This window comes from Mesotoga sp. UBA5557 (assembly GCF_002425715.1).
Lineage (GTDB): Bacteria > Thermotogota > Thermotogae > Petrotogales > Kosmotogaceae > Mesotoga.
Genome location: NZ_DIMV01000055.1, coordinates 160,394 through 168,321, shown reverse-complemented (window position 1 = coordinate 168,321; position 7,928 = coordinate 160,394). Strand labels below are relative to the sequence as shown.

The following is a 7,928-nucleotide window of genomic DNA, read 5'->3' as shown; positions in this document are numbered from 1 at the left end:
AATCCCTTCGGATTTTAGTTATTGATACTGGTCCGGGCTTTCTCAAGATGCCATCCTTCTGTTCAGAATCCTTCCTGTATGACCTCGTCGGTACGATTTCTCCAGTGTTTGGATCCAGCTTGCCGATTAAGGTTCTCTTGGCTCTGGACTGTTGTTTTTCCCTGTCCCAATAGGCTTCGTTTTTGTAGACATATGTGATTCCTGTTTTCTTGTTCTTCTGGTAGACAATTCCCATCTCTTCACCTCGTTACATACATTATAATATATAACGAGGGATAAACCTATAGAAAATAACTCTAACTTACTCTTTTCAACGCTTCACGAAGGTTTTCATCGTTAGGCTTTTCGGGAATGAAGGCTGTATCCATTTGCCCAGGAACTATTGAAACCAGAATGATTGAAGAAACAATGAAGATCAAGAGGGAAAAGTGGTTGGAAGAAATCCCCATGAAGAGATTCGGAAAGCCTGAGTACATAGCAGATATGGCCTCATTCTTAGCATCTGACAAAGCTTGTTGGATTACTGGCCAATCAATACACGTTAATGGAGGAATAGTCACACCTTGAAAGGGGATGAGTTGCATTGAGTGAAGAAAGCTTGACGAGAATGATTGATTCAACGATGTTGAAACCCGACGCAACAAAGAGGGACATCGAAGAAGTTTGCAGGCTGGCCATGGAATACAAATTTATGACTGTTGCTATTGGGGCTTCCTGGATTGAGTACGCGTCGGAGATATTGAAGGGTTCAGAAGTAGGAGTTGATGCACCGGTAGGCTTTCCGAACGGCTATTCTACTACTGAATCGAAAGTATTTGAAACAAAAGATTTCCTATTGAAGGGTGCAAGTGAAATAGATATGGTCATAAACATAGGTTGGCTGAAGAGCCAGATGTACGATGAAGTGAAGAATGAGATATTGGCTGTAAGAGATGCGGCCAAAGGCGTAGTCATGAAAGTCATTCTGGAAGTTCATTACCTGACAGATGAAGAAAAAAGGATAGGAGCTAACATAGTTGCAGATGCCGGGGCCGATTTCGTGAAAACATCTACAGGTTTTGCCGACACCGGCTGCACTGAATCCGACGTTAAGCTCCTGCTGGACGAGGTGGGAAACAGGATCCAGGTCAAAGCGTCGGGCGGCATAAGAAAGCTTAGGGACCTTCTTAGATACCATGAGCTCGGCGCAACGCGTTTTGGGGCAAGCAATGCACATCTCCTGATCGATGAATTAAGGAAGACGCCGTTTTATTGATGTGTAAGAGAAGGCATCATTGCTTGTGGTTTTTTGAGTAATGCAAGGGGATTTCCGGGTTGGTTTTCAGTGTTTCGTACAGAGAACTAGCGTCTCGTTTTTTGCTCGAAAGCAGGTAAGATAGATATGAAAGCCAACCTTTTTTTGTTTAGGAGTGGGGGAAATGCTTTTAGAAGAGTTTAGAGATAGGGTTAAGAGCTTGAGAGAGCTAATGGCTGCCAGAAGTGCAAGCGCCCTTTTATTGAGCAAGTGCTGTAATTTCTCATGGTTCACTTTCGGAGCCAGGAGTAACATTACCCTGAACTCCACCGAGGGAGAAGCCTCAATTCTCATAACAGGGGACCGCGTCTACATGATCACAAACAATATTGAAAAGCAGAGAATTCAGGAGATCGAGCTGGATGAAAGTCTTCTCGGAGAATTCGGGTTTCTTGAGTACAGCTGGTTTGAGCCCTCCGGAGAGAAAAGGCTGCTGGACAGCGTGGTTAACGGGAAGCTTATATCGGATACGGGAAGATACTCAAGCGAGTATGTTGATATAACACCCATGCGGAGCGTCTTAAGTGAGACGGAAATCGACACGTACAAAGCTCTGGGAAGAGAGTGCGATGAAATCTTCTCCCTGATAGTGCCGGATTTGAATCGACATATGACTGAGCTGGAGGTTCAAGGGCTCTTCTATAGGGCCATGGCAGAGAGGGATATAGAGCCGGTGTTGACACTGGTCTTCTCGGAGGAGAGCTCACTCAGTTACAGACACAATCTTTCGCGAGATGTCAGACTGGGGAAGAGAGGCTTCGCGAGTATCTGTGCAAGAAAACGAGGGCTGATAATCTCTTCGAGCAGGTCTTTTCTGTTTGAGGCATCAGATGATATCAGGAGGCAACACGAACAGAACTGCCTCATCGATGCAAAGGTTATCGGATGCTCGAAGCCAGGAGTGAAGCTTTCACAGGTTTTTGAGAGGCTAGTAGAGGCCTATGAAACGGCTGGCAGGGCAGGTGAATGGAAACTTCATCACCAGGGAGGAACTGCGGGTTACCTCCCCAGAGAGGTGATTGCTAACCTGAAGAGTGATATCGTTCTCCAAATTGGAAACGCGGTTGCCTGGAACCCGACAATTAGAGGCACGAAGTCCGAGGATACTGTACTTGTAGGCAAGTCACAGAACACGATTCTGTCATTTCCTGATTCGAGCTCCTGGCCGGCTCTTGAATTCGAAATAGACGGTGTATCAGTTAAGAGGCCTGCGATTGTTATTGTTGACTGAGCGACAGTATCAGACCGAGAATCGCTTTTTTCATAATTGACTTATCAAGTTTCATTTGAGTCAACGAATAAGAGTTATAATAAATTGGGCATGGTTTTCTCTTGTCTAAAATAAAGAGCAGACCATAAAAAGGGATCTTGTTAAGATCCCTTTTTTAGAATGCATAGACCTTGTGCTAAAATGAATTCCGTTCAGCGGGACGGAGGGATCTCAATGAAAACGGTAGTTACGAACAAAAAGGCACGTTTCCAGTACCATCTTATGGATTCATACGAAGCCGGGATCGAGCTTGTCGGCACGGAAGTAAAATCTCTGCGTCTTGGTGGCGCTTCTTTGATAGATGCCTATTGCAAGATCGAGAATGGAGAAATCTTTCTTATGGAATGCAATATCAGTCAGTATACACATGGAAATGTCTGGAATCACGAGCCGCGCAGAAAACGAAGGCTCCTTATGCATAGGAAGGAGATACTGAGGCTCGATCAGAAGATCAAAGAAAAGGGATTGACGATTATTCCTTTGAGGATATATTTCAACGAAAGAGGAAAGGCGAAGGTTGAGATTTCGCTTGCAAAGGGAAAGAGGCTTTTCGACAAGCGGGAAGATATCGCGAAGAGGGATGTTGAAAGAAGGATGCGTCAACGGACAGACTTGTGAATAATTTTGCTTCCTGGGCGTATTTGTCTTCCGAATAGAGCAGCAATAATGGCTTTGAACCTCAATACTGTTGTGGTATAATCAATCTGTTATATACTGCCAATAACGCCAATAGCTTTGCAATTATTAAGGGGAGGTGTATTTATGAAGAAAGTCGCTTTAGTAGCTTTGCTCCTTTTTGCGGTCTCACTGGGTCTCTCTACGCCTAAAGCGCTTATAGGTGGTGGTTTTGGAATCAATGCCACTAATCCAGTTTATCAGTCAGAGAGATGGGGTGCCGGTGCTTTTGATCTCTCTCTTCAGCTTCCATTTACTGATAAGATTGGAACCATGTTGAGTGCTCAGGCTGCAATCAGATATCCGACCAATAAGATTGGCCTTTTAAATGCTGACATTTACTTTCAGGTTCTCGAGACGCTCAATCTGAAGGTGAGGCTGCTTGTTAGTGTGGGTTCAGTTCAGGATACCATAGCCGGTCAACAGTCCTGGGAGATAGGAATACTTGATCTAGGAGCTCCTCATCTTGCTCTCGGTGGTGGGTTCCAGATAATGACACCGATCACTGACAAGATGATTCTCAATGGATTTGCCAGGGGTTACAGAGTGAAAGACTATCAGACTCGCCAGGAGGGAAACTTCCCCGGCGGAGATTACTGGCCCCTTCCCGAGTTCTTCTCTGTAGGACTTGGAGTACTCTACGAATTCTAATCAAGAGCTAAAGAGGCTTTTTTGAGCAAGTATTTTTTGCTATTCTTTGTTCTATTTTTTTCTATTGTTGGTTTAGCGGTAACGGGTTACGACAAATTCTTACATTATTCTGTTAGTTATACCGCCTTTGGCCTTTCAAGTTACCTTCTTGGGGACACAGGCGGTTTTGCCTTTACCGCATTACTGGGTGTGGGGAAGGAAGTCTGGGATCTGATTTCAGGCAGAGGTTCTGCGGAGGTTGGAGACCTCATCGCAGACTTTGCAGGCATAGCATCAGCGTATAGTTTTGGTCACAGCCTGCCATTCAGGCCGATAATAATCTTTAGATGGGTATTCTAGAGGGCAATTCATTCATGTTGAGTTCCGGTCAGCGGCCAATCGGCAGGTTTTTTGATGCCGTGTTTCTCTGCCAGTGTTGTGAGCAGTATTTTTGTCTTGTTATCCAGTTCTATTCCCGACTCTAGAGATCTCTCCCTTGCTAATGCCTCTTTCTCTCCGTGATAGTAGATCTTTTCATGACCCTCGGCTTTGTCACTTGAAACGATTTCGTCGACTATCCTTTCCATGTGTCTTACTAGGTGTGAAGCTTCTCCAAAGAGCTTAAGGTCTAAACAGCCAAAGAAGTGGCACACGCCAGCCTGGGAACTCGAGTAAGTCTTTGCGCTCCAAGTCCCCAAAGATAGCCCGGCAGACAGCAGATCTACAAGAAGCGCCATCCCAAACCCTTTGTGACCACCAAAATCCTCATCGGATCCTCCCAAGGGAAGAATACCTCCGGGGTTTCGATTGTTGAAGTTGTTCAGAACCCTTCTGGGAGAGGTTGTGCTACTACCTGTTTCATCCACTGCCCAGCCGTTTGGAATGTCTCTTCCCAGCCTATCGTAAACCTCTAGTTTTCCCCTGGTCACAACGCTAGTAGCCATATCCAGTATGAAATCCTTCTTCAATCCTGGGATGGCTACTGAAAAGGGATTTGTTCCAAGAATGGCCTCCTTCCCGAAAGTCGGAACGACGAGAGGGTAGCTGTTGGTCATCGCTATCCCTATCATCTTTTCTGAAAGCGCCTTTTCGGAGTAATAGGCTGAGATTCCGTAGTGATTTGAGTTTCTGACCGAGACAAGGCCGATCATCGACTTCTTCGCTTTGGTTATTGCAAGATCCATCGCGTAGTTGGAAACACATTGTCCTGGGCCGCCGTTACCGTCAATTGTGGCCGAAATCGGAGTATCATGTACTATCGATGGCTTGGAATCGAGCAGGATATTTCCGCTATCTCTTTCCTTAATGTACCTACCAAGTCTTGCAACACCATGTGAAGGAATGCCACGCAAATCAGCTTCCAACAAAACGTCCACTATTTCATGAGCGGCCTCTATGTTGAAATTCTCGGAAAGAAGGATCTCTTCGCAGAGCTTCCTGAGGTTTTCATATGCTACGAGTCTACCCATAATTATCTAGTCCTTTCAAAGTAGTTCCTTGCTATTTCTACATAAAGCCTTCGGGCCCTATGGACTTCTTCAAGTTCCACATATTCGTTCGACCTGTGCGCCATTGAGGGGCTTCCGGGACCTAGTATTACTGTCTCAATCCCTTGCGATGCAGTAAAGGCACCGTCAGTGAAGTAGGTCATTGAGAGCTCTTCGGCTTTCAGGGCTTTCTTTTTGAGCACTTCCTTAACAGATTCAGTGAGAGTGCCTGAAGAGGAGAAAGACTCCCTGTTGAGCAAAATGATTTTCTCTGATTGATTGTATTTGCTTAGAACGGAATCTACGAGAGCGATGATTTCTGAAGAATCTGTGTTCTCTGCAAAACGAATGTCGATAACACATTCGGCCTCATCGGGAACGGTATTTTCTTTTGATCCACCTCGAATGATGTTCAGGCTCTCAGTAAGGCCTTCTATTTTCCCTAGAACCTGAGAAAGCTCATTGTAGGCACTGAAAAGCCTTGTAACTGCGTTAACTCCGTTTTGCGGTTGCGAACCGTGCGCTGATTTGCCTCTGAATTTCAGTTTAAGCCAGAGCGCTCCCTTCTCTCCGGTGGCAAGTCCTAAAGAAGTGGGCTCACCAATCAATACAGCCGAGATGTCGAATGGTTTGTGTTCAAGAAAGTACTGTATTCCCGAGCAACCGACTTCTTCGTCGCACGTGGCAAGAAGAGCCACGTTTCCGCAGAACTTCCTATCTTCCGAAAGATCTACAAGCGCCGCAATTAAGGCCGAAAGACCACCCTTCATATCTGCGGAACCTCTGGCATAGAGCTCCCCGTCTATCTGTTCAGGTTTGAAAGGATCGGTATTCCAGTTTGAACCGGCGGGTACAACATCCATATGACCGGAGAAGACTAAATATGAGATTCGGGGATCGCGTTCGATCCTTGCAAGGAGATTCGAACGGTTATCGGCAACTCGGTGAATCTCTACGCTCACTTCTTTTCGCGTGAGAGTTCTCTCGATTATCGATACGGCGAGATCTTCATTACCCGGAGGATTCGTTGTGTTGGCAGAGCATAACTCAAAAAGAAGACTTTCGAGTTGGGAATCACTGTAACTCATAGTTTTATCCCCACATTCCAGATTGAGAAATCATCCTGTCCAAGAATCTCTGATTTAGTCTTTTCGCCGTTAGCAACTCTCAGAACAAGTTCGAAAAGCCTCTTTCCGCCTTCTTCTAATGTCTCTTTTCCGGAGATTATCGCACTGCAATCAAAATCGATGTTCATCTTCATCTTTTTAGCCGTTTCGTGGTTTCCAGTTATTTTTATAACAGGTGCTATCGCATTGCCTGTAGGAGTTCCCTGCCCGGTAGTAAAAAGCACAACTGTAGAGCCACCGGCAACCATTCCTGTGACAGATTCTACATCATATCCGGGCGTATCCATAAGGTAAAGACCTGGCTCCGGATCAATTAATTCGCCGTACTCTTTAACACCTACTATCGGTACTTTGCCGCCCTTAATCATTGCTCCAAGCGACTTTTCTTCAAGTGTGGTCAGTCCTCCCCGTACGTTCCCAGGAGAGATGTTGTTGGGGACGTTTTCTTTATCCACCACATCGCGGCTGTTCTTCATGCTTTCATCAATCATTCTCTTTAGCATCCCTGCAAATCGCCTCTTCATTTCTTCGTTTTTCATTCTCTCAAAGAGGAGGTGTTCTGCACCGACCAGTTCAGTGGTTTCAGAGAGTATCACACGACCTTCTTCTCTCCATAGAATGTCGGCAGCCTCGCCGACTACAGGATTGGCCGACAAACCCGAAGAGAAGTCGGAACCACCGCATTCCATGCCTAGGACAAGTCTTGAAAGCGGAACTTCCTCTCTTTCACTCTTCGAAGCTTCCTCTACCATTTTCCTGACAATTGCAGTTCCCCTTTCTACAGCTTCTACGGTTCCGTAGTCTTGAACCATTATTAGTCCAGCCGGTTTTCCGCTGTCTAGAATCACGTCCCTCAGTTCATGTGGGGACACCCTTTCACAACCGAGCCCAACAACAAGAACGGCTGCCACATTAGGATTTAGCGCAGTATTAATCAGCGTTCTTCTAGTCTGCTGAAAGTCATCTCCCAGTTGAGCGCAACCTTGATTGTGGCTGGCCACTACCGATCCGGGAACAGCGGCCGAAATCTTTCTGGCAACATTCGAAGAGCAAAGAACACTGGGGAGAACGAGGACGTGATTTCTCACTCCAACACTTCCGTCACTTCTTAAATAACCCATCATGGTCTTCATAATATCTGGCCTAAGCCCTGTCACCTCCCTCTTTGATCTCCGTTCGTTCGCTTACAACATTTTGGATGTGAACATGCTGGCCCGTCGAGATGTTCGAAGTTGCAATCCCTATCTTGTTATTGTATTTGATTATTCTCTCGTTTCTTTTGATGTCTCTCACAGCGACTTTGTGACCGAAAGGTATTTCTTCCTTCGCAACCAGCATCTGCAATCCGGAAACACCCTTCACCTCTATCTCTTCGCCGATATCCACTTTCTCAAGCACCGTTGCGACATTGTCGTTTAAAGACAGCAAAATAGCATGCTTCATTT

Annotated in this window: 9 protein-coding genes and 2 pseudogenes; 6 read left to right on the top strand and 5 right to left on the bottom strand. The window is 45.7% G+C overall.

All coding sequences use genetic code 11. From position 1 onward, the window contains the following. Positions 1-235 (bottom strand): annotated as a pseudogene (locus B3157_RS07365) (transposase); the annotation flags it as partial. A gap of 113 nt (positions 236-348) precedes the next feature. On the opposite strand from B3157_RS07365, the pseudogene B3157_RS07360 reads away from it, so the two are divergent. The 6 genes and pseudogenes from B3157_RS07360 to B3157_RS07335 form a co-directional block, all read left to right on the top strand. Continuing rightward, positions 349-567, top strand: a pseudogene (locus tag B3157_RS07360) (SDR family oxidoreductase); the annotation flags it as partial. Between the two features lie 16 nt (positions 568-583). Further along, a complete protein-coding gene (gene deoC, locus B3157_RS07355; protein ID WP_214079029.1) occupies positions 584-1,255 on the top strand; it encodes a deoxyribose-phosphate aldolase in 672 nt (223 codons plus the stop codon). Positions 1,256-1,418: 163 nt separating this feature from the next. After that, entirely contained in the window at positions 1,419-2,525 is a 1,107-nt protein-coding gene (locus B3157_RS07350; RefSeq protein WP_292589884.1) for a M24 family metallopeptidase, read from the top strand. A 213-nt stretch (positions 2,526-2,738) separates the two neighbouring features. After that, positions 2,739-3,182 (top strand): SsrA-binding protein SmpB, encoded by a 444-nt coding sequence (gene smpB, locus B3157_RS07345; RefSeq protein WP_039659593.1) that lies wholly within the window; start codon positions 2,739-2,741, stop codon positions 3,180-3,182. A 144-nt stretch (positions 3,183-3,326) separates the two neighbouring features. Beyond that, positions 3,327-3,890 carry a hypothetical protein gene (locus tag B3157_RS07340; protein ID WP_214079031.1) on the top strand — a complete coding sequence of 188 codons (564 nt, stop codon included), beginning with the start codon at positions 3,327-3,329 and terminating at the stop codon, positions 3,888-3,890. Positions 3,891-3,911: 21 nt separating this feature from the next. Beyond that, the gene (locus B3157_RS07335) at positions 3,912-4,229 is read left to right on the top strand and encodes a hypothetical protein (RefSeq protein WP_292589882.1); all 318 of its coding nucleotides are present in this window, start codon (positions 3,912-3,914) and stop codon (positions 4,227-4,229) included. 8 nt (positions 4,230-4,237) lie between these two features. Here B3157_RS07335 and B3157_RS07330 read toward each other — a convergent pair whose 3' ends face one another. The 4 genes from B3157_RS07330 to B3157_RS07315 are packed head-to-tail and all read right to left on the bottom strand — an operon-like array spanning position 4,238 to position 7,926. Further along, the gene (locus B3157_RS07330) at positions 4,238-5,338 is read right to left on the bottom strand and encodes an Ldh family oxidoreductase (protein WP_214079032.1); all 1,101 of its coding nucleotides are present in this window, start codon (positions 5,336-5,338) and stop codon (positions 4,238-4,240) included. Between the two features lie 2 nt (positions 5,339-5,340). Then, positions 5,341-6,444 (bottom strand): M20 family metallopeptidase, encoded by a 1,104-nt coding sequence (locus B3157_RS07325; RefSeq protein ID WP_214079033.1) that lies wholly within the window; start codon positions 6,442-6,444, stop codon positions 5,341-5,343. Beyond that, positions 6,441-7,640 carry a UxaA family hydrolase gene (locus B3157_RS07320; protein WP_214079034.1) on the bottom strand — a complete coding sequence of 400 codons (1,200 nt, stop codon included), beginning with the start codon at positions 7,638-7,640 and terminating at the stop codon, positions 6,441-6,443. Before B3157_RS07320 ends, B3157_RS07325 begins: the two co-directional genes overlap by 4 nt. After that, positions 7,627-7,926, bottom strand: coding sequence for a UxaA family hydrolase (locus B3157_RS07315; protein WP_039659601.1), 300 nt, complete (start codon positions 7,924-7,926; stop codon positions 7,627-7,629). The genes B3157_RS07320 and B3157_RS07315 overlap by 14 nt, the downstream gene beginning before the upstream one ends. Positions 7,927-7,928 lie beyond the last annotated feature (2 nt).

Coding starts and splice junctions, on each gene's coding strand:
- B3157_RS07330 (WP_214079032.1), bottom strand. CDS start 5,338: ATGGGTAGACTCGTAGCATATGAAAACCTCAGGAAGCTCTGCGAAGAG.
- B3157_RS07350 (WP_292589884.1), top strand. CDS start 1,419: ATGCTTTTAGAAGAGTTTAGAGATAGGGTTAAGAGCTTGAGAGAGCTA.
- B3157_RS07325 (WP_214079033.1), bottom strand. CDS start 6,444: ATGAGTTACAGTGATTCCCAACTCGAAAGTCTTCTTTTTGAGTTATGC.
- B3157_RS07340 (WP_214079031.1), top strand. CDS start 3,327: ATGAAGAAAGTCGCTTTAGTAGCTTTGCTCCTTTTTGCGGTCTCACTG.
- B3157_RS07315 (WP_039659601.1), bottom strand. CDS start 7,926: ATGAAGCATGCTATTTTGCTGTCTTTAAACGACAATGTCGCAACGGTG.
- smpB (WP_039659593.1), top strand. CDS start 2,739: ATGAAAACGGTAGTTACGAACAAAAAGGCACGTTTCCAGTACCATCTT.